Annotated in this window: 14 protein-coding genes and 3 pseudogenes; 7 read left to right on the top strand and 10 right to left on the bottom strand. The window is 60.6% G+C overall.

Annotated features, from left to right (window positions below; translation table 11 throughout):
* Positions 1-159: 159 nt before the first annotated feature.
* Positions 160-5,025: an NAD-glutamate dehydrogenase gene (locus PVV54_RS17920; protein WP_274906544.1), complete on the bottom strand. Its 4,866-nt coding sequence runs from the start codon at positions 5,023-5,025 to the stop codon at positions 160-162.
* Between the two features lie 247 nt (positions 5,026-5,272).
* Between PVV54_RS17920 and PVV54_RS17925 the strand changes: the two genes are divergently transcribed.
* On the top strand, positions 5,273-5,626 hold the full coding sequence (locus tag PVV54_RS17925) for a hypothetical protein (protein WP_274906545.1): 354 nt from the start codon (positions 5,273-5,275) through the stop codon (positions 5,624-5,626).
* Positions 5,627-5,674: 48 nt separating this feature from the next.
* On the opposite strand, the gene PVV54_RS17930 is transcribed toward PVV54_RS17925, so the two are convergent.
* The gene (locus PVV54_RS17930; protein ID WP_274906546.1) at positions 5,675-6,940 is read right to left on the bottom strand and encodes a phospholipase effector Tle1 domain-containing protein; all 1,266 of its coding nucleotides are present in this window, start codon (positions 6,938-6,940) and stop codon (positions 5,675-5,677) included.
* A gap of 184 nt (positions 6,941-7,124) precedes the next feature.
* Between PVV54_RS17930 and PVV54_RS17935 the strand changes: the two genes are divergently transcribed.
* The gene (locus tag PVV54_RS17935) at positions 7,125-8,084 is read left to right on the top strand and encodes an AAA family ATPase (RefSeq protein WP_274906547.1); all 960 of its coding nucleotides are present in this window, start codon (positions 7,125-7,127) and stop codon (positions 8,082-8,084) included.
* Between the two features lie 12 nt (positions 8,085-8,096).
* Here PVV54_RS17935 and PVV54_RS17940 read toward each other — a convergent pair whose 3' ends face one another.
* Positions 8,097-9,401: a T6SS phospholipase effector Tle1-like catalytic domain-containing protein gene (locus PVV54_RS17940; RefSeq protein WP_274906548.1), complete on the bottom strand. Its 1,305-nt coding sequence runs from the start codon at positions 9,399-9,401 to the stop codon at positions 8,097-8,099.
* 221 nt (positions 9,402-9,622) lie between these two features.
* Here PVV54_RS17940 and PVV54_RS17945 point away from each other — a divergent pair, with 221 nt between their 5' ends.
* From PVV54_RS17945 to PVV54_RS17965, 5 genes are read left to right on the top strand one after another with little or no spacing between them, the layout of a single operon-like run.
* The gene (locus PVV54_RS17945) at positions 9,623-10,573 is read left to right on the top strand and encodes a DUF58 domain-containing protein (RefSeq protein WP_274910457.1); all 951 of its coding nucleotides are present in this window, start codon (positions 9,623-9,625) and stop codon (positions 10,571-10,573) included.
* Entirely contained in the window at positions 10,570-11,064 is a 495-nt protein-coding gene (locus PVV54_RS17950; protein ID WP_274906549.1) for a DUF4381 domain-containing protein, read from the top strand. Before PVV54_RS17945 ends, PVV54_RS17950 begins: the two co-directional genes overlap by 4 nt.
* Positions 11,057-12,133 carry a vWA domain-containing protein gene (locus PVV54_RS17955; RefSeq protein ID WP_274906550.1) on the top strand — a complete coding sequence of 359 codons (1,077 nt, stop codon included), beginning with the start codon at positions 11,057-11,059 and terminating at the stop codon, positions 12,131-12,133. Before PVV54_RS17950 ends, PVV54_RS17955 begins: the two co-directional genes overlap by 8 nt.
* The gene (locus tag PVV54_RS17960; RefSeq protein ID WP_274906551.1) at positions 12,130-13,848 is read left to right on the top strand and encodes a vWA domain-containing protein; all 1,719 of its coding nucleotides are present in this window, start codon (positions 12,130-12,132) and stop codon (positions 13,846-13,848) included. Before PVV54_RS17955 ends, PVV54_RS17960 begins: the two co-directional genes overlap by 4 nt.
* Positions 13,845-15,470 (top strand): BatD family protein, encoded by a 1,626-nt coding sequence (locus tag PVV54_RS17965; protein WP_274906552.1) that lies wholly within the window; start codon positions 13,845-13,847, stop codon positions 15,468-15,470. Before PVV54_RS17960 ends, PVV54_RS17965 begins: the two co-directional genes overlap by 4 nt.
* Before the next feature lie 22 nt (positions 15,471-15,492).
* On the opposite strand, the pseudogene PVV54_RS17970 reads toward PVV54_RS17965, so the two are convergent.
* From PVV54_RS17970 to tssI, 7 genes and pseudogenes are all read right to left on the bottom strand, one after another.
* A pseudogene (locus tag PVV54_RS17970) lies at positions 15,493-16,797 on the bottom strand (RHS repeat-associated core domain-containing protein); the annotation flags it as partial.
* 234 nt (positions 16,798-17,031) lie between these two features.
* Complete coding sequence (locus PVV54_RS17975; RefSeq protein WP_274906553.1) at positions 17,032-17,586, bottom strand: imm11 family protein; 555 nt, start codon at positions 17,584-17,586, stop codon at positions 17,032-17,034.
* Positions 17,579-19,847 (bottom strand): annotated as a pseudogene (locus PVV54_RS17980) (RHS repeat-associated core domain-containing protein); the annotation flags it as partial. The gene PVV54_RS17975 and the pseudogene PVV54_RS17980, both read right to left, overlap by 8 nt.
* A 169-nt stretch (positions 19,848-20,016) precedes the next feature.
* On the bottom strand, positions 20,017-20,619 hold the full coding sequence (locus tag PVV54_RS17985; protein ID WP_274906554.1) for a suppressor of fused domain protein: 603 nt from the start codon (positions 20,617-20,619) through the stop codon (positions 20,017-20,019).
* Positions 20,620-21,729 (bottom strand): GH-E family nuclease, encoded by a 1,110-nt coding sequence (locus tag PVV54_RS17990; protein WP_274906555.1) that lies wholly within the window; start codon positions 21,727-21,729, stop codon positions 20,620-20,622.
* A complete protein-coding gene (locus PVV54_RS17995) occupies positions 21,722-22,309 on the bottom strand; it encodes a DcrB-related protein (RefSeq protein WP_274906556.1) in 588 nt (195 codons plus the stop codon). Before PVV54_RS17995 ends, PVV54_RS17990 begins: the two co-directional genes overlap by 8 nt.
* A 21-nt stretch (positions 22,310-22,330) precedes the next feature.
* A pseudogene (tssI, locus tag PVV54_RS18000) lies at positions 22,331-24,154 on the bottom strand (type VI secretion system tip protein TssI/VgrG).
* Positions 24,155-24,217 lie beyond the last annotated feature (63 nt).

Raw genomic sequence — 24,217 nt, forward strand, 5'->3', positions numbered from 1 at the left:
GGCGGGCAACCATGGCCTGACAGGTTCGGCACGTTGCAACAAATGTAGGAGCGAATTTATTCGCGATGCGCCGCGCGGGCGGCGCTCGATTGACGCACCGACACAAAAACCACGCCAAGCATCAATAAGCCCCAGCCATCACGGCCGGGGCTTTTCATTTCAGGACGGCACCACCGCCGCCTGCCCGCTCATCGCCAGGTCGACCAGCTCGCGGTTGGCCACCGCGTACATCGCATAGTCAGTCCCCGTGGCATTGCGCAGGTCATCGAGCATCGCGCGCCAGCGCTCCACCATCACACGGTGCTGCTCGGCCCACAGGGCCACGCGGGCGTCCATGTCGTCCGGTGCATCCACCATCTGCAACACGGAGATGGTAATGGCCCGCTGCTGCAGGTCGATGTCGTCGCGGAACGCCTCGCGGGCCAGGGCCTGCCAGTTGTTCTCCACCGGCAGATTGCTGATTTCCTGCAAGTACCAGGTCAGGTCCAGTGCACTGCCCACGGCAAAGAACGCCTTGGCCACCTGCGCCGGGTCGTGGCCGGTGACATCGGCAGCCTCGATGATTGGTAACAGGGTGTAGAGGTGGCTGGTACCGGCCACCATGCGCGCCAGCAGCTCCGGCACACCGGCATCGACAAAGCTCTGGTAGCGCACCATCCACCGTTCGCGAGTCGGCCCCTCCAGCAGTTCGTCGAGCTTGAGCCCCAGTTGCGCAATTTTCGGCCCGAAGTGCGCGGTATCGCGCCCGGCATCCTGCTCGTTGCGCCGGCTGCGCAAGAACCAGCGGGTGGCGCGGCGGCCCAGGCGCATCAGCTCGTCCATCAAGGTCAGCTGGATTTCCGCCGGCACCTGATAGTCCAGCGCCTCGATCTGGCGGAACCAGTGCGGCAGGTGGAAGATATCGCGCACGATCACATAGGCTCCGGCCACGTTGGCCGGGCTCATGCCGGTCGATTCCTTCAGCCGCTGCACGAAGGTGATGCCCATGTTGTTGACCAGGTCGTTGGCGATCTGGGTGCTGACGATTTCACGCTTCAGCCGGTGGCGGCGCATGGCTTCGGCGAACTTGCTGACCAGTGACGGCGGGAAGGCGGTTTCCATGTCGCGGGTCAGGTAGTCGTCGTCCGGCACCAACGACTTGAGCAGTTGCTCCTTGAGGTCGATCTTGCTGTACGAAATCAATACCGACAGCTCGGCACGGGTCAGGCCCTGGCCAGCGGCCAGGCGCTCGGCCAACTGCTCTTCGGACGGCAGAAACTCGATGGCACGGTCCAGCTTGCCGCGGCCCTCAAGGTCGGCCATCAGGCGCTTGTATTCGGCAATGCGCTCACGGGCGCGGCGTGCGGCCAGCGACAGGGCCTGGGTCTGCTTGTAGTTGTTGCCCAGCACCAGGTTGCCCACTTCATCGGTCATGCTGCCCAGCAGCTGGTTACGCTGCTTCTCGGTCATGTCGCCACCCTGCACCACTTCGTTGAGCAGGATCTTGATGTTGACCTCGTGGTCGGAGCAGTCAACGCCGCCGGCGTTGTCGATGAAGTCGGTGTTGGTGGCGCCGCCGTTGAGGCCGAACTCGACCCGGCCAAGCTGGGTCATGCCCAGGTTGCCGCCCTCGCCCACCACCTTGCAGCGCAGCTCGTTGCCATTGACCCGCAAGGCGTCGTTGGCTTTGTCGCCGACGTCTGCGTGGCTTTCACTGCTGGCCTTCACGTAGGTGCCGATGCCACCGTTCCACAGCAAGTCCACCGGGGCCTTGAGCAGGGCGTTGAGCAGCTCGGTCGGGGTCAGGCGGTCGGCTTCGATGGCGAAGCGCTCTTTCATCTGCGGGCTGATGGCGATGCTCTTGGCACTGCGCGGGAAAATGCCACCGCCTTCGGACATGATGCTGGTGTCGTAGTCGCTCCAGGCCGAACGCGGCAGGTCGAACAGGCGCTGACGCTCGGCGAAGCTGCTGGCCGGGTCCGGGTTGGGGTCGATGAAGATGTGCAGGTGGTTGAAGGCGGCCACCAGTTGCAGCTTGTCGGACATCAGCAAGCCATTGCCGAACACGTCACCGGCCATGTCGCCGACGCCGATCACGGTGATCGGGTCTTGCTGCACGTTGATGCCGCGCTCACGGAAGTGGCGCTGCACACCCACCCAGGCACCGCGTGCGGTGATGCCCATCTTCTTGTGGTCGTAACCGGCCGAGCCGCCCGAGGCGAACGCATCGCCGAGCCAGAAGCCGTAATCGATGGCAATGCCGTTGGCGATGTCCGAGAAGGTTGCGGTGCCTTTGTCGGCCGCCACCACCAGGTACGGGTCGTCGTCATCATGGCGCACCACGTTGGCTGGCGGCACCACGCCACCGTCCTTGAGGTTGTCGGTGATGTCGAGCAGGCCCGAGATGAAGATGCGGTAGCACGCCACGCCCTCGGCCGCGATTTCATCGCGGGTGCCGCCCAACGGCAAGCGCCGTGGCAGGAAGCCACCCTTGGCACCCACCGGCACGATCACCGAGTTCTTCACTTGCTGGGCTTTGACCAGGCCCAGCACTTCGGTGCGGAAGTCTTCTTCCCGGTCCGACCAGCGCAGGCCACCACGGGCAACGTTGCCAAAGCGCAGGTGCACACCCTCTACCCGTGGCGAATACACGAAAATCTCGAATTTCGGCACCGGCTTAGGCAGCTCGGGGATCAGCTTGGGGTTGAACTTGAAACTGAAATACGACTTGTTCTGGCCGTTGGCATCCGGCTGGTAGAAGTTGGTGCGCAGGGTGGCCTTGATCAGGTCCAGATAACGACGCAGGATGCGGTCTTCGTTGAGCACCTGAACATCGTCCAAAGCGCTGAGAATGGCCTGTTCCAGACGTTGCTGCTTGTCATCCAGATCGTCCTGGGTGAGTTTGCGCGCCAGGTAGAAGCGGGTTTTGAACAGCCGGGTCAGCTCGCGGGCGATGTCGGTGTGGTTGTTCAGGGTGCTGGCGATGTAACCCAGGTCAAAGCCCAGGCGGATCTGCTTGAGGTAGCGGGCATAGGCGCGCAACAGCGCCACATCACGCCACGGCAGGCCAGCGGTGAGCACCAGGCGGTTGAAGGCATCGTTTTCGGCGTCGCCCTTGACGATATGGATGAACGCATCCTGCAGCGTGTCGTTGAGCTGCTGGATGTCGAGGTCCAGGCCTTCGCTGTAGGTAAAGGCGAAGTCATGAATCCAGTATTCACGGCCACTGGCGTGACGCAGGCGGTACGGGAACTCGCCCAGCACGCGCAGGCCGAGGTTTTCAAGGATCGGCAACACATCCGACAGCGCCAGCGGGGTGTCGGCGTGGTACAGCTTGCAATGCAGCAGGCGGTCGCCCAGGCGGGTCAACGGCTGGTAGAAGCTCATTGCCAGTGGCCTGCCTTCGGACAGCCCCAGCACATGTTGCAGGTCGACCACCGCCGAATGCGCCGGGAAGCGCTCGCGGTAACCGGCCGGGAAACCTTTGGGGAAATCAGCCAGGATGTTGGTGCCCTGGGCTTCGCCGAAGTTCTCCACCACCAGCGCCGAATAGTCGTCATGCCACGAGCGGCAGGCCTGGATCACTTCGTTTTCCAGTTGCTGCGGGTCGATGTCGATGCGGTTTTTCGGGTCGACCCGCAGAATCAGCTGCACGCGGGCCAACACCGACTCGGAGAAGAACGTCCAGAATTCGCAGTCGCTGGCCTTCAGGCGCTCCATCAGCACCTGCTGGATCTTCTGCCGTACTTCGGTGGAGTAGATTTCCCGCGGCACATAGGCCAGGCAGTAGCAGAAGCGGCCGTACGGGTCTTTGCGCAGGAACACGCGGATCTTGTTGCGCTCCTGGATTTGCACAATCGCCATCACCGTGCTGAACAGCTCGTCGATCGGCGTCTGGAACAGGTCATCGCGCGGCAGCACTTCAAGCACCTGGGCCAGTTCCTTGCCCAGGTGGGCTTTCGGGTCGAAGCCCGAACGGCGCTCCACTTCGGCCACTTTCACGCGGATGTACGGGATGGCATGCACGCTTTCGCCGTACACCGACGAGGTGTACAGGCCCATGAAGCGGTGCTCCTTGACCACCTTGCCGTCGGCACCCAGCTGGCGGATCGACACGTAATCCGGGTAGGCCGGGCGGTGCACCCGGCTGGGCAGTGCAGCCTTGGCGAACGACAGCAGCAGCGGCTCGTTCAGGTAAGCCACGGCGTAATCTTCGATGCGCAGCTCTTCTGGCGTAAGGCCCACACGCAGGCGGCGCGGCAGGCCCAGGAACGAGTGTTCGTCGTACATCATCTGGCCACCGGCGGCGTCGGCCTGCACGGTGAACTCTTCATAGCCGAGGAAGGTGAAATGGTTGTCCAGCAGCCATTCGAGGAAGGCCTTCACCTCACCTTTTTCGTGCTGCACCGGGGCAAACGGGGTTTGCTCCACCAGCGCCACCACTTCACGCAGCTTGGCCTTCATCGGTTCGAAATCGGCCACTGCCACGCGCACTTCTGCCAGCACCTGCTCAAGCTCGCGGGTCAGCACATTCAGTTCGGCGGCGTTGGCGCAGCGGTCGATTTCCAGGTACATCAGCGATTCGTGGCGCACGCCCTCGCCTTGGGTGCCCTTGGGCAGCAGCTCCAGCAGCTCGCCCTTGGCACCACGACGCACGCTCAGCACGGTGGTTTGCAGGGTGTGAATGCTGTAGCCGCGGCGGTTGAGCTCGGTGCGTACCGAGTCCACCAGAAATGGCAGGTCGTGGTGCAACACCTCGACCACGGTGTGGGTCGACTGCCAGCCATTGCGTTCGTAGTCGGGGTTGTACACCCGCACTTGCGGTTGTTCGGGGTCGAAGCGCTCGATGATGCGCCAGGCAGACAGGGTGCAGCCGGCCAGGTCCGACAGCCTGCGCTGGGTGAGTTCGTCCATGGAAATAATGCCGAAGAACTGCTCGGCAAACAGCGCCACTTGTGGCAGGGACTGTTCGCTGATGTGCTGCGCCAGGGCCGCTTGCAGTTGGTGCTGGAAGTCGGCTTTGCTGGCTGCGGTGAAGAACGCCATCTGTGGTACTCCGCTTGGGCTTTGTAGTAATTGAAGCGTCGCGTGCGTCCGCCGTGTAGGAATCAACGATAGCCAACCCATGGCAAAGCGGACGTAAAGTTCAGGGCTGGCCGAAGCTTAACGACTGATCGGTCATTGCCGCTTGCAGCGCTGCGACAATTTCGGTCAAGGGGCGGTAACTTTACGTTTATGGATACGCGCAAGGCTGTCAGAATTCCCTCTCGTTTCCACAAAACCGAGCTGCCCCATGCAAATCAAGACTGCCCTGCTGTTCGCCACCCCTTGCGATGATGAGGAAGACAACATGGCGACCCTGTGCTGCCACAGCGACAAGGGGCAGATGTTTCTGCTGACCCGCTACCCGGATGAGGACACCGTCGACCTGACCCTGGACGACGAACCCTCGACGCTGGACGGGCTGAAGGTGACGTTGAGTGCCCAGCGCTTGCTGATCGAGGTGGCGGCCGGGGACAGGGATGCGCTGAAGGGCGATGAAGCGCTGGAGATCGTGCTGACGTCGGCGGGCACGGACCTGGAAGAGGTGGCGTTGACGTTGCGCAACATTCTTGAAGGTACCGGGACGTTCGTGAGCGAGCTTTGAGGGTTGCCTGTGCCGGCTCGGTAAAGGGCTGGCACAGGCAACCGCTGATCAACCGGCCGGGTTGTCATGCATCACTCTGCCCCCCTCGCCAGGCCGGTTGACATACATCACATCCAGGTCACTGCCTCCCCCTTCTTTGGCTTCACCCCAGTTCGCCGAGGTGTGGATGTACTTGGCTTTGAGCAGCAATCGCTCTTCAGGCGTCAATTGCAGTTGCCCGCAACGGCCCAAGGCAAAGTCATGCAGCTTGCTGCTGATGGCCCGCAACTCGTCGGGCAAGCGGTGCGCCTCGTCATCACCCAACGGCGCAAAGGGCACCCCACCACGCAGGGCCAGTTCGCGCATGACGCTCAAGTACACCCGTGACAGGTGGCCACTGACTTCCCGTTCCCGGTAAACCGCGGCGTACACCTCCTTTTCCTGTACATCCCGGTTGCCGCGCACACGCTCAACGGGCTTTTCCCAGGTCAGCACGCGCGCACCGTCAGCTGCTGAGTTCAGCAGGCCATTGGCAACCTGCCAGGCGTGGGTCTGTTCAACCGAGGTCGCGGCCGATACGCGGTTTGACTGGGGCTTGCACAGCATTACCCGTTCCTGCAGGGTATCCATGTACCCGCCCCCGATATCCGAGTGAGCGCCCGGCAGCACAATGTCGTTATCACTGCGCACCAACGGGAAGTTGTGGCGCACCTCATCCCCTGCCACCAATTGCACCACCTGCCGGGCAATGGGGTGGCGCACGCCGAGCTTCAACCTGCCGAAACGTGCGTCCGCAGCATCGAAGTCACCCCGCAGCGGCGCCACGATCGCAGCCACCGTGTCGAACAGGCCGATGAAATTGATCACCTTCTCGCACTGCACGCCCCTGGGCAGGCCTGCCTGGCCCTTGAGCAGTTGATTGGCCATGTGCCTGGCTGCTGCTGCACCGCGACTGAACCCGAACAGGTCGAATTCCACCCGGGTACCCGGTACCAGCGGATAGCTGGCCAACACTTCACTCACTTGTTCCAGCGCCTGCCCCACCCGCGCCGCCACACCGGTGCGCCCACGGCCCGTGGCCTGCGCGAACATTGAGTCGCGCTCGCCTTCGGTGGTACCGATGCCCTCAACATACAATTTGACGAACAAATCATTGTTTACCCTGCCCCCAGGGTACAGGCCGTGCAGCAACGCAACATTGCTGCGTGCGTTGCCATAGCTGCCGTCACCGGCCTCGCGCTGCGCGCCCGCGGCGTTGCCCTGATTGTTGCCCGTGCCGTCAAAAAACACGCCCACGTGCACGACGCCTGGCGTTACTTCATCTTGCCTGTTCATTGCCTGGCTCCTTTGAGCATTCGAAGGCAACAAGCAAGCGACAGAAGCACCGCGCAAAAAACCGGGAACCACTGCATCAAGAGCGCAGATTTCGACGCGGCAACGCGGATAGATTAAAGTATCCCACCCTGCCAGGCAGAAACCTCTCGCCCCCTGCCCGGCCCCATTCCAGGAACCGTCGCCGATGGAACACCGTGACGCGCTGATTGCGCTGCGCACCTTTCTTTCTTCCCAGATCCTGGGCCAGGAAAAGCTCGTCGAGCGGCTATTGATCGTGCTGCTGGCCGACGGCCACATGCTGGTCGAAGGCGCACCTGGCCTGGCCAAGACCAAGGCCATCAAGGAACTGGCCGAGGGCATCGAAGCACAGTTTCACCGCATCCAGTTCACCCCCGACCTGCTTCCGGCCGACATCACCGGCACCGAAATCTATCGCCCGGAAACCGGCAGTTTCGTGTTCCAGCAAGGGCCGATCTTCCATAACCTGGTGCTGGCCGACGAAATCAACCGCGCCCCGGCCAAGGTGCAATCAGCCCTGCTTGAGGCCATGGCCGAGCGCCAGGTGAGCGTGGGCCGCAGCACCTACGACCTGTCGCCGCTGTTCTTGGTCATGGCCACGCAAAACCCGATCGAGCAGGAAGGCACCTACCCGCTGCCCGAAGCCCAGCTCGACCGCTTTCTGATGCACGTAAAGATCGGTTTCCCCGATGCCGCCGTGGAGCGGCGCATCCTGGCCCAGGCACGTGGCGAAGCGTTGGGCGGTGAAGTAAAACCTGAGCGGCGCGTCAGCCAGCAAGCCATTTTCGCCGCCCGCAAGGAAATCCTCGGGCTCTACATGGCCGACGCGGTGGAGGAATACCTGGTGCAACTGGTGATGGCCACCCGCACCCCGGCCAAGTTTGATGCCGAGCTGGCCGACTGGATCGCCTACGGCGCAAGCCCCCGTGGGTCGATTGCCCTGGACCGCTGCGCGCGGGCCCATGCCTGGCTGGCCGGGCGCGACTTCGTCAGCCCTGAAGACATCCAGGCGGTGCTGTTCGACGTGCTGCGCCACCGCATCATCCTGTCGTTTGAAGCCGAGGCTGCCGGAATTGACCAGGACCGGGTGGTGCAGCGCATTCTTGATGTGGTGGCCGTTGCCTGACCACGGCAGGCGTCAGGCATTTGGCTCGACAAACCGCCCCTCCTCTGCCGGCCGATTGAGAAACACCCATTCGGTCGGCGCATTGCCCATGCCCATGAAAGGCTCCCAGTTCGCCGACGTATGGATGTACTTGCGCTGCAACAGGTCGCTCTCCTCCTTGGACAGGCCCAGTTCGCTGGTGTGGCCCAACGCATAATCCCGCATCTTGTTGCCGATCGCCCGTAGATCGGCCGGTATCTGCCACCAGGGCTGTGCTGCTGGCAGCTCACCGAGGGGAACGCCGGCGCGTATCGCCAAGGCGTGCATGACGCCCAGATAAACCCGTGCCAAATGGCCATGGACCTGCCGCTCGCGGTAGAGCGCCGCATGCACCACCTTGCCCTGGCTCAACCAACCACCCACCGACTCCCAGACCTTGACCTGTGGCGTCAACCCCGGCACATCGGTGTAACCTGCCACCAGCCTGGCAATTTCGCCGTAGGCCGTCGTCGACTTAGGGTCGGCATCGGCAGGCACATCACAGCTTTGCGATCTGGACAGCAGCACCCTCTCCTCTGACACTGGCAGATACCCACCGCCCAGATCGGCGTGTGCCCCTGGCAGGCGAATGTCATTGTCAGTCGCGACCAACGGGTAGTTGTAGCGGTATTCATGGTCGGCCACCAGCTGGACCACCTGGCGTGCCAGCCTTGGCGCCACGGCCAGGGTCAGCTCGCCATAATTGCCATTGGTTGGGATTAAATTGAGTTTCCAGGGTTCTGAGATCGCACCCACCGTATCGAACAGGCCGATAAACCGTATATCGATGCCATCTTTCCAGCCCAAAGCCGGGGCAAACGTGACAGGTTGCCGCGTCGCGGCTTTCGCCAGCAGGCTGTCAACGTGCTTGCGCAAATCATTGGCAAAATCCCGCGCCCCTGCCGCACCACGGCTGAAGCCGAACAGGTCGAACTGCAACGCCTGCAATTGCAGCTGCGGCCGGGTGGCCAGCCAGCTACTCACCTGCCCGGCCAACCTGGACGCCGCATCCTCCACCCGCGCACGCACGCCCGTCTCCCCAACACCCGTGTACCAGCCCCAATCGGAGTCGTCCTGGCCTTCGACGGTGCCAGGCCCCTCCACATACAGGGCAAGGCACGGCTCGGCAACCTCGTAAGCTTCGAACAGCAACGCAATGTTGGACACCGCGCTTGCATAGCTGCCCTTCGCCTCAGGCGAATGCGGCATCTCGCCCCTCACCGCGTTACCCCGGTTGTTGCCGGTCCCATCAAAGAACAGGCCCACCTGCAGCGTGACCGCTTGATCCTGAGTTGCCATGGTTCACCTCCGTTGAAAAAGGTGCCCAGTAAACGCAGGCATCATTCAGGAACAGCATCAGTGAAACCTGATGCCCGTTTCAGATCACGCGCAGCACCGCGTAGGACGCCAACTTCCCGGTGAGTACGCAGTTTTTTAGCGAACCCATTGGTCGCCGCCTCGCTGGATGCATTAAAGTATGAGGCCCTGCCATGCGCGCCCTTGATCCTGTCGCCAGCCCCATGCCCGCCACGCAAACCGCCGAACCCGGCATCCGTATCGGCCTCGCCGAGCTGATCGACATGCGCCACCGCGTGCGCGAGATCCAGCTGTTTTCACGGCCAGGCCAGCGCAGCCCGCTGGTGGGCCTGCACCATTCCAAACTGCGCGGCCGTGGCGTGGACTTTGACCAGGTGCGCGTGTACCAGGCCGGCGACGACGTGCGCAACATCGACTGGCGCGTTACCGCTCGCACCCAGGAGCCGCACACCAAGCTGTTTCACGAAGAGCGCGAACGGCCGATCTTCATCCTCATCGAGCAAAGCCAGCGCCTGTTCTTCGGTACGGGGCTGATGTTCAAGTCGGTGCTGGCGGCCCAGGCTGCTGCCTTGTTCGGCTGGGCCGCGCTGGGCCACAACGACCGCATCGGTGGGCTGGTGTTCGGCGACAACGAGCACCACGAAATCAAACCCCGGCGCAGCAAGCAAAGCCTGCTGCAACTGCTCAACCGGCTGGCCAAGGTCAACCAGGCCCTGCACACCGAGGCCGCCCCCCAGGCCGACAGCCTGGGCCTGGCCCTGCGCCGGGCGCGGGAAGTGCTGCGCCCGGGCAGCCTGGCGATCGTGATTTGCGACGAGCGCTCGCTCAGCCCCCAGGCCGAGCAGCACCTGGCCATGCTATCGCGCCATTGCGACCTGCTGCTGATGCCCGTATCCGACCCGCTCGACCATGCCCTGCCCGCGGCTGGTTTGCTGCGTTTTGCCCAACGCGGCGCGCAACTGGAACTCGATACCCTGGACGCCAACCTGCGCCAAGCCTACCGTCATCAGGCAGAAGCGCGCATTGAGCGCTGGGAAGTGATGGCGCAAAAGCTGCGGGTGGTGCTGATGCCTCTGAGCACCCAGAGCGAGATGATCGAGCAACTGCGCGAATACCTGAGCGGGGAGCGCGCCATGAAGAGCAGCGCCCCATGAACCCGCTGGACCAGTTGCAACCCTTGATAACCCCCACCGCCATCGGCGTGTGGCCGCCTGCACCAGGCTGGTGGCTGCTGATTGCCCTACTGCCACTGCTTGCTTGGGGCCTGTGGCGGCTGCGCCGCTGGCGGCCCGGCAAACGCCCGGTGGTGCGCGCCGAGCAGCCACTCGAACCGGTGCGCATAGAGGCCCTGGCCGAACTCGCCCGCCTGCCCCGCCCCTACGACGGCGCGCCGGCCGGTGAATGGCTGCAACACATCAACGCCCTGCTCAAGCGCCTGTGCCGCAGCCATTACCCCGGTGCCAACAGCCACACCCTCAACGGCCGTCAATGGCTGGCATTTCTCGACAACCGCTGCCCGGCCGCAGGCCTTACCCGCTGGATGGTGCTGGTCGAAGGTGCCTACAAGCCCGAGTGCAAACTCGACGACAAAGCCATCGTCGGGCTGAGCCAGGCGGTCGAAACCTGGATTCGCAAGCATGTTTGAGCTGGCCTGGCCGTGGATTTTCCTGCTACTGCCGCTGCCGTGGCTGGCACGCCTGCTGCTGCCCGCCGCCGACAGCGGTGAACCGGTGCTCAAGGTCGGCTTCCTGGACGAACTGGAAAGCCTGGCCGGGCGCCGCGCGCGCCTGAACCTGCCTACCTGGCGCCAACAAGCACCATACGTGGTGATCTGGCTGTTGTTGCTGTTTGCCGCCGCCCGCCCGCAGTGGCTGGGCGACCCGGTGCCGGTGGCCGCCAGCGGCCGCGACCTGCTGGTGGCAGTGGATGTGTCGGGCTCGATGGATTACCCCGACATGCGCTGGAAGGATGAAGACGTCAGCCGCCTGGACCTGGTCAAGGCGCTGCTGGGCGACTTCCTGCAGGACCGCGAAGGTGACCGCGTCGGTTTGATCCTGTTCGGCAGCCAGGCCTACCTGCAAGCGCCGCTCACTTTCGACCGGCGCACCGTGCGCACCTTCCTCGACGAAGCGCAAATCGGCATTGCCGGCAAGAACACCGCCATCGGTGACGCCATTGGCCTTGCCGTCAAGCGCCTGCGCGAGCGGCCGGCGCAAAGCCGGGTGCTGGTACTGATCACCGACGGCGCCAACAACGGCGGGCAGATACACCCGCAGACCGCCGCCCGCCTGGCTGCCCAGGAAGATGTGCGCATCTATACCATCGGCATCGGCGCCAACCCCGAAGACAGCGGCACACCGGGCCTGCTTGGCCTCAACCCGAGCCTTGACCTGGACGAAGCCTCGCTCAAGGAAATCGCCGACATCACCCACGGCGCCTACTTCCGTGCCCACGACGGCGCTGAGCTGAGCGCAATCGGTGACACGTTGGACCAACTGGAACCGGTGGCCCAGCAACCCACCCAGGCACGCACTGCCCAGGCCTTGTATGCCTGGCCATTGGCGCTGGCCCTGTTGCTGAGCGTGCTATTGGTGGTTGCCGCGCAATGGCCGGACAACCTGCTGCACCGCGTGCTGCGCAAGCCGCGCTTCCTGCAGCCGCACCCGGAATGGCGCGAGCGCCTCAAACGCCTGCGCCTGAGGAGGCGGCGATGATAGACCTGTGGCCACAATGGTTGCGCCCGCTCTGGCTGCTGGTGGTGCCCGTGCTCGCCTGGCTGCTGTTCAAACTGTGGCACCGGCGCAAGCGCGCCGGGCGCTGGCAGATGATCCTGCCACCGGCCTTCCACCCGGTGCTGCTCGGTGGCGGCAGCGGCAGCAACAGCAAACTGCCCTGGGTGGCCCTGGGCCTGGCCTGGTTACTGGTAGTGCTGGCCCTGCTCGGCCCAAGCTGGCAGCGCGTGGAAGAAAGCCGCCAGCGCCCGGCCGACCCGTTGGTGATCCTGCTGGAGCTGACCCCACAAATGCTCGCCCAGGACAGCGCCCCCAACCGCCTGGAACAGGCGCGGCGCAAGATCCTCGACCTGCTTGAACACCGCCGCGACAGCCAGACCGCGCTGATTGTCTACGCAGGCTCCGCACACACTCTGGTGCCGCTGTCCGATGACCTGGGCACCACGCGCAACCTGCTCGAATCGGTCGACCCGTCGATCATGCCGCAACCTGGCCAACGTGCCGACCTGGCCGTGCAGAAGGGCCTGGCCCTGCTGGCCCAAAGCGGCCTCGGCCAAGGGCGCCTGCTGCTGATCGGCTCGGCGCTGACCCCGCCCGAGCGCCAAGGCATCACCCAGGCCCTTGGCCGTCAAGGCCCGAGCCTGCTGATGCTGGGCGTGGGCACGCGCGAAGGCGCGCCGGTGCGCCAGGCCAATGGCGAATTCCTTAAGGATGATCAGGGCGGCATCCTCGTGCCCCGGCTGGACAGCGCCAGCCTCAAGGCCTTTATCAGCGGTACCGGCGGGCGCTACCGCCACGCCCGTATCGACGACCTCGACCTGCGTGGCCTGGGGCTGTTCGACAACCCCCGCAACCTGCGCACCGATGGCCAGAGCGTGCAGCTGGACAGCTGGCAAGACCAGGGCTACTGGCTGCTGATCCCGCTGTTGCTGCTGGCCGCCTGTGCCGGCCGCCGGGGCTGGCTGTTCTGCCTGCCCCTGCTGCTGGCCCTGCCGCAACCCAGCCAGGCCTTCGAGTTCAATGACCTGTGGCTGCGCCCCGACCAACAAGGCCAACGCCTGCTCCAGGAAAATCGCCCCGCCGAAGCCGCCCGCCACTTCGAAGACCCGCAGTGGCGCGGCATGGCCTTGTATCAGGCCGGCGACTACGCAGGCGCTGCCGAAGCCTTTGCCCAAGGCAGCAGCGCCGCCGCCCACTACAATCGAGGCAACGCCCTGGCCCGCAGCGGCGAGCTGGAAGCGGCCCTGGATGCCTACGAACAGGCACTGGAGCGCAAACCCGACCTGAAAGTGGCGCTGGACAACCAGGCTCTGGTTCAGCAACTGTTGCAGCAGCGCCAGGCCAAGGCTGAGGAACAACCGGCCAACAGCGATGCCCAAGGCACGCCCGGCAGTGAAACAGAAGGCAACAGCAGCTCGGCCAGCAGCCCCAGCCAGGGTTCGCCCGGCAATGAAGACCCCGCCAACGCCGAAAAGTCCGGTGAAGGCAGCAACAACAGCCAGGCAGCCCCGGGCAACCAGGGTGGCGACGATGACAGCATCACCCAGCCGCCCCAGCGCCCGGTGTCGACCAGCCTCGACGCCGAACAGCGCCAGGCCCTGGAACAATGGCTGCGAGAGATCCCCGACAACCCGGCGGAACTTTTGCGGCGCAAATTCTGGTATGAACAGCAATTGCATCAGGAAAACTCACGATGAGTCGCTTCGGCGTCTTACTGCTTGGCCTGTTGTGGGCCGTGCTGGCCCAGGCCCAACCGATGCTGCAAGCCAGCGTCGACCGCACACGCCTTGAGGCCGGCGAAACCCTTGAGCTGACGCTCGAAAGCCAGGACGTGACCCAGTTCGGCAAGCCCGACCTGCGCGCCCTGGACGAAGACTTCGAAGTGCGCGGCACGCGCCAGCTCAACAGCCTGCACACGCTGGACGGCGAAACGCGTGCCAGCACCCGCTGGATCATCACCCTGCTGCCCCGGCGCAGCGGCAGCCTGCGCATTCCCGAGCTGCAGTTGGGCCAGTCGCGCAGCCAGGCCATCGACCTGCAAGTGCTGCAGGCCGACGCCAGCCGCCCCGACAGCGCCGCGCAAGTGTTCGTCGAAGCCACTCTGGACAGCAACGAGGTGTATGTACAGGCCCAGGCCGTGCTGACCCTGCGCATCTACCATTCGGTGTCGCTGTATGACGACAGCAGCCTGAGCCCACTGCTAGTGGAGAACGCCAAGGTCGAACCACTGGGTGAGTCGCGCACCTACGAAAAGGACATCAACGGGGTGCGCCACGGTGTGATCGAAACGCGCTACGCGATCTTCCCGCAACAAAGTGGCAACCTCGAAATCGCCCCGCTCACTTTCACCGCCACCGCAGCCGACAACGGCCAGCAACCTGCCGGTACCGCCCGGGTGGGCCGCCAGGTGCAGGTCAGTTCGCTGCCGCTGCGCTTGACCGTACGCCCGATCCCTGCTGCCTGGCCGGCCAGCGCGCCATGGTTGCCGGCGCGCAGCCTGAGCCTGGAAGAACACTGGAACCCCGACCCGGGTAGCCAGCAGCCACAAATCGGCGACTCCCTGACCCGCAGCATTACCTTGCGCGCCGAAGGGCTGTCCAGCACCCAGTTGCCGCAACTGCCGGCAACCGAAATCGTCGGCCTGCGCCGTTACCCCGACCAGCCCCTGCTGCGTAACGAAATCAGCGAACGCGGCATGACCGCCAACCGTGAAGAACGCGAGGCACTGGTCCCCACCCACAGCGGCGAACTGGCCTTGCCGGCACTGGAAATCACCTGGTGGAACACCCGCGAGGACCACCTTGAGCACTCGAGCCTGCCGGCACGCACGCTGAGCGTGGAGGACAACCCGGCCCTGAGCGCCGACACCCCGGTCACTGACAGCAGTCCAAGCAACCACGCGCTTTGGCCTTGGCAGCTCGCTACCCTGTTCTTTGCCCTGACCACCGTGCTGGGCTTTGCCCTGTGGTGGCGCGCCCGCTCGCAACCGGCCGTGCTGCGCGCCGCGCAGAACGGCCCAAGCCCGCGCACCCTGCTGGACGACCTCAAGCGCGCCTGCCAGGCCAACGACCCTCAAGCCACCCGCCAGGCGCTGGACGCCTGGGCGCGGCAGCAGCCGGAGACGCTCGCGGAAATGGCCGCCCGCTTCGTGCCGTTGTCGGATGCGCTGGATGGGTTGAACGGGGCGCTGTACAGCGAGACCGGGCAGTATTGGTACGGAGATGACCTGTGGCGTGCGATCGGGAGCATTCCGCCAGCTGAGCAGGTGTTGTTGCCGACAGGTGAAGGTGGGAGTTTGCCGCCGCTTTATCCGAAGTGAGGAGTGGGGCCAGGGTTTGTATTACCCAGCCCAAGGGATCGACTTCATGGATGGGGTTGGCAACATATAAATAAATGTTTACCCCGCCTGTCAAGCCTATAGGATCTTGCGAGATAAACCGACTCATCTCACCATCATGGTAACGGAACGTGTTGTAATGCAGCCCCGTTTCAGCATCGTGGTATTGCCCCTGAAAGCGCAGGTTCTGCTCCACCTCATGGACAGGCAGACTCTCTATCGCCCCCCACGACCGATACTTCGCCTGCCAGACGATCTTGCCGTCACTGTCCGTCAACTCCAGCGACGTACCAATCTGGTCAGTATGGAAGTAGTAGATTTTCTGCTCGTCGCCTTCGGCTTGATCCACCCGCGCCAGCGGCGCATAACTGCCCGGTTCATACAGATACAAGATGCTCTGCCCGGGCGTTTCTTCCCTTAGCATCCGCAGCCCCTGCCACAGGAAGTGCTTCTGCTCCGGTTGGCCTTCGCCCTGGCCCCGGCGTTCTACCTCTTTCGCTACTCGACGGCCCAGGCTGTCATAACGGTATACCCCGCTACTTTCCCACCGCCCTTCCACATACCTGTCCGAACGAATCAGCCGGTTTTCGCAGTCGTACTCCAGCTTTGTGAAGCTGCCGCGCCCGTCCCCTTTCTCGATCAGGTTGCCCCAGGGGTCGTAGCGGTACTTTTGGTTGCGTAGCTCGCTGAGGCGGTTGTCCTTGACCTTGGCCAGTGGCCGCGCATTGAAGTCCAGGCGGTTGGCGGCGGGGTCGTAGCAGAATTCTTCGCTGTCCAGCAGCGAGCCGGTGTCTTTGCTGTGCAGGCGGCCGTTGGCCTGGTAGGTGTAACGGGTTTCGCCGCGTAGCTTGTCGAGCGTTCGGGCCAGTTCCCCGGCGGCGTCGTAGTGGTAACGGCGGTGGATCGGGTTGTAGGCATGTTCCACGTAGAGCGACGGGTGGATGCCGGGGTTCTGGATTTGCGAGAGTTTTTCGGCCGGCAGGGTTGTGGCGTACTGCCAGGCCTTGCGGCCCATGGCGTCGTAACCGAAGCAGCTGGTGAGCTTGCCCTGAGTGCGGTAGACCTCGCGGTGCAGGTCGTCGCGCTCGAAGTCGCTGATCACCTGGCCGTCGAGGTTCAGCTGGTGCAGGTGGCCGCTACCGTAGTACAGGTGGTTGAGCGCGCGGCCGTCCGGCAGGGTTAGCGTGGTGAGGTTGCCCAGGCGGTCATAAGCGTACTTGAGTGTGCCATGTGGAGAGATTTCCTCAGTCAACCTACCGACCACATCGTACACGTACGCCAGCTTCTCCCGGGTAACATCGCGTTGTCGAAGATTTCCAGGAGTTAATGGACCAGATCAATTACAAGCACAACACAACCACCCCACTTACTTGCAAGACCAATACAAGAAAATTCTAAACATAAAAACAGCAAATTATCGATATGAAACCCACCTTAAAAGACCCAAAACGACCAATAAAATCATGCATCTCACCAGCTACAATACTCACATCCAACAGCGCACCACCAACAATACCCAGCAAACAACCAAGCCCAGATGAATTCACCTCACAAACTGAACACCTCGAACATTATTTTTTTCGAAAACAGACTTTACGCGTAAAGATACAACAACTGTAGCAAGCTCTTCTTGCGCCCTCACCACATCACACGGGAGCTCGAAACTATCATCCAAAACAATTTTACTATACCATTGCGGACCGTCAGGCATGGAGCTAATTAAAGGCTCAGATACAGATTTAATTAAATCAAATACTGGTGATCTCTCAACAACATTGAACACCTTATATCCCTCATGCACAACGCCATTCACCATCAACTCTGCATCAACAAACTGTACACCTGAAAGCTCTTCCTCAAGCATCATCTTATGAAGACGCGGCGAAATCAGATTGGGACCATCACTAAACAGGAAATCGTACCTTAAAAACCTAACTTCACTAATACTTCCCGAGCACTCAAACCGGGCTTTGATATCACCATCAACTGCCACACCCTCTTTAAAAACCCCAGAATCTTCACCCGTCAAAATATGAGTCTTAAGCCAATAGGCTTCAGGGTAGTCATGCGAAATAGACAACATGAATTTATCAGCCACAGGTTGCTCCCCTTATTGAGTTTTTATTCAATATTGTTTTGCCCGAGCGAAGACCTTTTCTTTCGTCCACCATAACCCCATGAATGGCTTTCTGATAGTCACTTTTTGCCCAACCACTTCTCTTACCATACTCATGAATAATATCTAATTTCTTTTCGACTGCCGCAGTATATTGCGCGTGCGACCCGCGATGCACTGCCCGCACCGGATGATTTTCCCAATGTTTCGGCAGGTAAATAATATTTGACAGCTTGTGTATATTCACCTCACCTGCTTTCATCGTAGCATGCTTTGCTAATTGCTGCGGAATGATGTGATGTTTCTGAAACCCATCAATACTCTCCATCGTGTTATAAGTAACCCATCCGAGAGGATCCAGCCAGCTTACTGGGTTTACACTATACTGATAGAGGTTTTCCCCTCCTAGCAGCCCTATTGGGTCAGGAGTGATATAACGTCCAAGCTGAGGGTCATAATATCGAAACGTGTTGTAGTGCAACCCCGTTTCAGCATCGTGGTATTGCCCCTGAAAGCGCAGGTTCTGCTCCACCTCCTCGACGACCAACTGCTCCAACTGCCCCCACGACCGATACTTCGCCTGCCAGACAATCACCCCTTCGCTGTCCGTCAACTCCAGCGGCGTACCAATCTGGTCAGTATGGAAGTAGTAGATTTTCTGCTCGTCGCCTTCGGCTTGATCCACCCGCGCCAGCGGCGCATAACTGCCCGGCTCATACAGGTACAGGATGCTCTGCCCAGGCGTCTCTTCCCGTAGCATCCGCAACCCTTGCCACAGGAAGTGCTTCTGCTCCGGCTGGCCTTCGCTCTGGCCTCTGCGTTCTACCTCTTTCGCCACCCGACGGCCGAGGCTGTCATAGCGGTATACCCCGCTACTTTCCCACCGCCCTTCCACATACCTGTCCGAACGAGTCAGCCGGTTTTCGCAGTCGTACTCCAGCTTTGTGAAGCTGCCGCGCCCGTCCCCTTTCTCGATCAGGTTGCCCCAGGGGTCGTAGCGGTACTGCTGATTGCGCAGTTCCCGAAGGCGGTTGTCCTTGACCTTGGCCAGTGGCCGCGCATCGAAGTCCAGCCGGTTGGCGGCGGGGTCGTAGCGGAACTCTTCGCTGTCCAGCAGCGAGCCGGTGTGTTTGCTGTGCAGGCGGCCGTTGGCCTGGTAGGTGTAGCGGGTTTCGCCGCGTAGCTTGTCCAGCGTGCGGGCCAGTTCGCCGGCGGCGTCGTACTGGTAGCGGCGGTGGATCGGGTTGTAGGCATGTTCCACGTAGAGCGACGGGTGGATGCCGGGGTTCTGGATTTGCGAGAGCTTTTCGGCCGGCAGGGTCGTGGCGTATTGCCAGGCCTTGCGGCCCATGGCGTCGTAGCCGAAGCAGCTGGTGAGCTTGCCCTGGGTGCGGTAGACCTCGCGGTGCAGGTCGTCGCGCTCGAAGTCGCTGATCACCTGGCCGTCGAGGTTCAGCTGGTGCAGGTGGCCGCTGCCGTAGTACAGGTGGTTGAGCGCGCGGCCGTCCGGCAGGGTCAGGGTGGTGAGGTTGCCCAGGCGGTCGTAGGCGTATTTGAGTGTGCCGTTGGGGGCAATTTCCTCGGTCAGGCGACCCATGATGTCGTAGGCATATTCCAGCTTCTCCCGGGTCACGCCACGTTTCCGCGCTGTGTTGGTCGGTTCGCGCTGGATGCTCAGCAGACGGTCGGCCGGGTCGTACTCGAAGTCCAGCCGGGCATCGTCAGTGACCTTGGCCAGCAACCGGCCAATGGCATCGCGTTCGAACAGGGTGCTGCGCTCGGGCCGCTCACCCTGGTCGCCACAGCCGACCTCATCCAGCCGGGTCAACTGCCCGGCCACGTCGTAGCTGAAACGGCGGGTCAGGTTGTCCACGCGGATTTCTTCCGTCAGCCGGTCCGAGGCGTCGTAGGCAAAGCGGTAAGTGGCGTGGTTTTCGTTGACCAGCGCGGTCAGGCGCTGCGCGTGATCGTATTCGTAACGCACCCACTCGCCATTGGCATCCTGGCGGCTGCCCGGCAGGCCGCGGGAGGTGCGTTGCAGGCGGGTGGTCTGGCCTTTGCCGTCGGTGTGGGTCAGCACCTGGCCGAGCGCGTTGTAGGTGAAGGCTTCCGCCGTACCGTCGGGGTGGTCGATGCGCAGCACTTCGCCGTCGGGTTTGCGCTGCAGGGTGGTGGTGCGGTTGAGCGCGTCGGTAAACGGCAGCCATATGCTGGCGGTCGTCATAACGGTACTGGGTGCTTTCCAAGGTCGGCCTGCCTAGGCGATCGTATGTGTAGGCCGGTGTTTCTTCTTTACTACCCAGCAGTAAATCGCAAATACATGTCAGACAATTGTACATTATTTAAAAATAGAGCCATCCGAGGCAAAAACCTGGACAAACGCAACTAGCGTGAAGCCATAAAAAACAAAATCTAAGAAAAGCTCGATAGATCCACAGGAAGACGATTTCGATCAAGAGTATTTATCTCCTGGTCAGAAAGCAGGTCATCAAACGCGTCGCCACCAAATTTTTCGATGAACACGCGCTCTTCCTCATGAATAGCGATACATTGCAGCCAGTTTACCTTTAGCGAAGCGAATTTGAGCTCCGGAAAGCATGCACCATTCCACATGAAGGGAATCGTCAAGTAGATATGAGGCATTTTAGGATTCTTTAAATACTCATTAAAAACACCAACAATTACATCCCCAGGCATCACGTATCGCTGACGTTTTTTAATATCAAATGCAACTGAAGCAACTGCATTCTCCCAAAATAACTCCTCACTCAACGCACCAGCACAGAGTTCTACCCGCGTGGCAAACTCTTCACCTTCATCAGTAAACAATGGAGTCTCTGATAAACCGATTGTACCAATAGACTTCACACCAAGATGCAAAGTGTCGACTGTGGTCAGCAGATCCACAGAGATACTTTTAGAACTATCATAATAGGCTTGAATTTTGAGATCCCCGCCGAAAACTGAAAGGGAATGCTTAGCTACTGCTTTGCAGTGCGCGCTCGGAATGGTCATTTAAGGCCCCAAATACAGATCGGATTTCAGCTCTCCCCTATGACTTCTATTTGAAGATGGGAGCTCAGGCCTATAATGACCGACCTGATTAAATTCGTCAAGAAACTCTTTCCTGTTTAATCCCCTTGCTTCAGCACTTCTAACATGCTTCCAGTGTTCGTATCCCGGCTTATGCCCCATGTCCCAAGGTTTGCTATTATTCATAATGGTTTTGGTCAAAGGATCACGAACAAGTCCCTCAGGACTTTTAGCATTTTCCCAAACCTTTTCACGGACTCCTTTACGGAATGTCCCTCTGCGATACTTAAAACCAGACCATGCCGATGGATTATCTGAGGCAACTTTAGGCCTGACACCGACGCCGCCCAAATTCGACCCAAACCCTCTACTTGTAAATACATTATTTCGCTCAAATCCAATCACTTTTCTGCCGGCAACGCTGCCCCCCAATAGACCGCCAGCAAGTGTAAATATTTTTTGCCCATCCGACTCTTCGCCGAATATCTCCCCCCCCGCCCAGTTGCCGACTGTACCTCCAAGGTAAGCACCAACGAGACCTACCGCAACAACAACTGGCCCAGCGAGAGCTATGGCACAACCAATGCCTACTACAAAAATCGTGTTTTCTAACCACTCATCTACTTCAGGGTCTATAGGGTCGGTAGTCGCTGTCCCTCCGCCTATAAATACATTCGCAGAACCTGAAGAAATTTTTCCGTCACACGTTGTGCAATCGCCTACTCGAGCCGCTGGCATTCCATTGATGAAGACCGAGTTGCTTCCCTGAGCAATATTTTTGGGGCTGCCAGAGTGTTTATCACACCCCACAGTGTCGAGATGAGCCCTGGCTGCAGGCAAATTGTTTATATAGACATTACTTGAACCAGAAAAAATCTTACCTGCTTCCGATGTAAAGAAATCAAGTCCTCCAATGACCTGGCCTATACCTGCGCCAAGTGCGGCACCAGCTCCCACGAATGCAACAGCTGCCAGCCCCCCAGTGCCAACAATCAAAGCAGCGCCAATCGCGCCTATGGCCAACCCCGCCAGCAATCCTGTCATCGCAGAGGTATGCTCGATTGAGTCACCTACACGAGCAGCTTCACTCATTGATGGTCACCGAGGCACTGTCATCATCAACATGTTTCAATTCAACACTCTGAACCATAGTTTCAAACAGCTGCCTCTCCTCAGTAGACATCCCCTTCACATCATTACTTGTAGCTGTGATTTGCAGCAGTAGACGCTTCCCGAACTCATCTCCACCCAAAAAAACAAATTGAATCTGATGTACAGGACTACCTTTCTGTCGCCACCTATATTCCAAGCGCCTTGACGCCACACCGGCAACTTCCAAGTGGATCGGATACTCAACCCACTGTAAATGCGGTAGCGACTTATTAATATCATTAACTAAGCAATGCGCATGTTCCTCAAGTTCGGAATTAGCTTCAACCCTAGATCTACCTACAACTACGGAAAATGGACTAGCCCCACCATCAGCCAATGAAAGCACATGAAACGTTTTGTCCTTTAGTCGCTCCGGCCGCACAAAGCTAACTTCATTTGTACAAAATCGCCTCTTTGAAAAACGCTCAGAATTTTTAGCTTCATTTTCCTGCCGCTCTCGCTCGACACGCTCTTCGCGTTCCCGTCGTTCAGAAAGTCGATCATAGATATTACCGCGCATTAGACATATCCTTATCGCCGATCAAGACTTGTTCAAATTAATTATTTCGCTGCCTACAACTTCTACCTTGACACCTGATAATGTAATCGTTCCGTTTGAGTCCATTTTTAGCCTACTACTCCCTACTTCCAACACTATGGATGTTGCGGACTTAACTTCCAATTCACCGCGATCCACAGTCACGTAATAAGACCCTTATTCCACCGCAATGCTAGTATCTAGCTTGATAGTCTCTGAGTGAGCTCCCTCGACTGTGATAGTTCTATTGCCGCCCACCTTAAAGCTTGCATCCACTTCAACTTCAATATCCAGGTTACGCTCGGCGTGCATAATTATCTGTTCATCGCCGGCCTTGTCTTCAAAACGGAAGAAGTTCGCATTTGAACCTTTACCTTTGGTGGAGCGCGTGAGGAACCCACTTTGGGTCTTGTTCGCCGGCAGCGCCCACGGCGGTGTATTGCTGCTGTTGTAGACGCTGCCGGTGATCAGTGGCCGGTCGGGGTTGCCATCCAGGAACAGCACCACCACCTCATCGCCCACCCGTGGCAACTGGATGCTGCCAAAACCCCCACTGGCGCCGGCCTGCGCCACCCGTACCCAGCACGAACTGGCGGCGTTGAAATCGCCCAAACGGTCCCAGTGGAACTGCACCTTCACCCGACCCAATTCGTCGGTGAAGATTTCTTCGCCCGGGGGGCCAACGACGATGGCGGTCTGCGGGCCGTGCAGCGTCGGCCGGGGCGTGGCTGCCTGCGGGCGAAACGGGATTTTCGTGCGTATGCAGCTGAAGGTGTTGAAGTAGCTGGCTTGCTGGCCGCTGAGGTAGTTGTTGTGGCCTTCGCACTGCACGCGCAGCAGCAGGAAGGCGCGGTCCGTGTGGTGAGCCGGGTGCTGCAGCAACTCGAAACTGTAACCGGGGCGCATGGCGCGGCAGTTGCTGGCGCCTTCGAACACCTTGGCCTGCACTTCCAGTGCTTCGAGGCGCTGGCGCAGCAGGGCTTCGCCGTCGTTGTAGCTGCCATGGGTGTACTGGCCAGGGTCGTAGACTTCCAGGCGCTGCACATCGCCTTGCTCGTTCACGCTGCGCATCGTCACCGGCAGCCGGTTGCCGGGCTGGCGGTAATCGAAGGTTTGCGCGGCCAGGCTGCCGGATTGAACCTGGCGATTGCCGCTCCAGCGGGTGATGGCGTCGGCCGTTTCAGTCACCGCATTGCTGTGAAAGCGTACTTGGGGTTGCTCGGGGATTTCGCCGAGCTGGCGGGAGTCGTCAGCAATGACCAGGGTGTGGCCTTCGGCATCGTGTTCGAAGTAGTAGAACATCCCCGCCTGCTCCAGCAGGCGGTGCACGAAACTGAAATCACTCTCGCGGTATTGCGTGAGGTACGTGTGGCGGGTGTGTTCGCGGCCCAGGTTGAAGCGGTGGCGGGCGTAGTGCGGGTACAGGCTGAAGATTTCCCGCAGCACTTCTTCCACGGTGCAACCCTGGAATATGCGTGTATCAACACGGTGCTTGAGCAGCGCTAGCCATGGGCTCAAGGTGGCCCCGTAGCGGTCCACGGCGCCATCGCTGCCCAGGCTGGCAAAACGGGTGAGATGGCCATTGATGAAGCGCGGTGCAGCGTTGGCCAGTTCGATCTCGATGCAGACTTGCTGGCCGATCATCGATTTGAGCGGCATCTGTGCGTGGCTGCTGATCAGTAGCAGGTCGTACTCAAAGGCCTGTGACAGGGCTTCGACGCCTGTGAAGCTGTCCAGCAGCAGGCTCGCCCCGGTGTCGGCAGGGTGGTGAAACTTGAACGGCCGACGGTGCTGGGGCGTCAGCTGTGCGACCAGGTCCATGATCATTACGCACTCCTTGGCACGTTCGTACTCGAAGGAGGCGGAGGTTAGTTAAAGAGAAATTGACTG

Source organism: Pseudomonas sp. PSKL.D1 (genome assembly GCF_028898945.1).
GTDB lineage: Bacteria > Pseudomonadota > Gammaproteobacteria > Pseudomonadales > Pseudomonadaceae > Aquipseudomonas.

Coding starts and splice junctions, on each gene's coding strand:
- PVV54_RS17920 (WP_274906544.1), bottom strand. CDS start 5,025: ATGGCGTTCTTCACCGCAGCCAGCAAAGCCGACTTCCAGCACCAACTG.
- PVV54_RS17925 (WP_274906545.1), top strand. CDS start 5,273: ATGCAAATCAAGACTGCCCTGCTGTTCGCCACCCCTTGCGATGATGAG.
- PVV54_RS17930 (WP_274906546.1), bottom strand. CDS start 6,940: ATGAACAGGCAAGATGAAGTAACGCCAGGCGTCGTGCACGTGGGCGTG.
- PVV54_RS17935 (WP_274906547.1), top strand. CDS start 7,125: ATGGAACACCGTGACGCGCTGATTGCGCTGCGCACCTTTCTTTCTTCC.
- PVV54_RS17940 (WP_274906548.1), bottom strand. CDS start 9,401: ATGGCAACTCAGGATCAAGCGGTCACGCTGCAGGTGGGCCTGTTCTTT.
- PVV54_RS17945 (WP_274910457.1), top strand. CDS start 9,623: ATGCCCGCCACGCAAACCGCCGAACCCGGCATCCGTATCGGCCTCGCC.
- PVV54_RS17950 (WP_274906549.1), top strand. CDS start 10,570: ATGAACCCGCTGGACCAGTTGCAACCCTTGATAACCCCCACCGCCATC.
- PVV54_RS17955 (WP_274906550.1), top strand. CDS start 11,057: ATGTTTGAGCTGGCCTGGCCGTGGATTTTCCTGCTACTGCCGCTGCCG.
- PVV54_RS17960 (WP_274906551.1), top strand. CDS start 12,130: ATGATAGACCTGTGGCCACAATGGTTGCGCCCGCTCTGGCTGCTGGTG.
- PVV54_RS17965 (WP_274906552.1), top strand. CDS start 13,845: ATGAGTCGCTTCGGCGTCTTACTGCTTGGCCTGTTGTGGGCCGTGCTG.
- PVV54_RS17985 (WP_274906554.1), bottom strand. CDS start 20,619: ATGACCATTCCGAGCGCGCACTGCAAAGCAGTAGCTAAGCATTCCCTT.
- PVV54_RS17990 (WP_274906555.1), bottom strand. CDS start 21,729: ATGAGTGAAGCTGCTCGTGTAGGTGACTCAATCGAGCATACCTCTGCG.
- PVV54_RS17995 (WP_274906556.1), bottom strand. CDS start 22,309: ATGCGCGGTAATATCTATGATCGACTTTCTGAACGACGGGAACGCGAA.